The following is a 229-nucleotide window of genomic DNA, read 5'->3' on the forward strand; positions in this document are numbered from 1 at the left end:
CCACCAGCACCGTGTCGAGGCCGAGCTGGCCGGCGCTGATGGCCGCCACATAGCCGCCGGGGCCGCCGCCCACCACCAGCACCTTGGTCTTCATCGGTCCAGGCATGGCTTAGAAGTCCACGAACAGGCTGGCGGGATGTTCCAGCAAGCCCTTGATCTTCTGCACGAAACTGGCGGCGTCCCAGCCGTCGATGATGCGGTGGTCGAAGCTCGACGACAGGTTCATCAT

General features: G+C 64.6%; 2 protein-coding genes. Both read right to left on the minus strand.

Features of this window, described 5'->3' with window-relative positions:
• Positions 1–106 (minus strand): FAD-dependent oxidoreductase (locus Q4563_RS23350; protein WP_336623077.1); only part of this gene is annotated, 106 nt, incomplete at its 3' end.
• A gap of 3 nt (positions 107–109) precedes the next feature.
• A complete protein-coding gene (locus Q4563_RS23355) occupies positions 110–229 on the minus strand; it encodes a 2-oxo acid dehydrogenase subunit E2 (RefSeq protein ID WP_336623078.1) in 120 nt (39 codons plus the stop codon).

The organism is Gilvimarinus sp. 1_MG-2023 (genome assembly GCF_030548285.1).

Bases quoted from the DNA above. Each gene is read 5' to 3' on its own strand.
- Q4563_RS23355 (WP_336623078.1), bottom strand. From the start codon at position 229: ATGATGAACCTGTCGTCGAGCTTCGACCACCGCATCATCGACGGCTGG.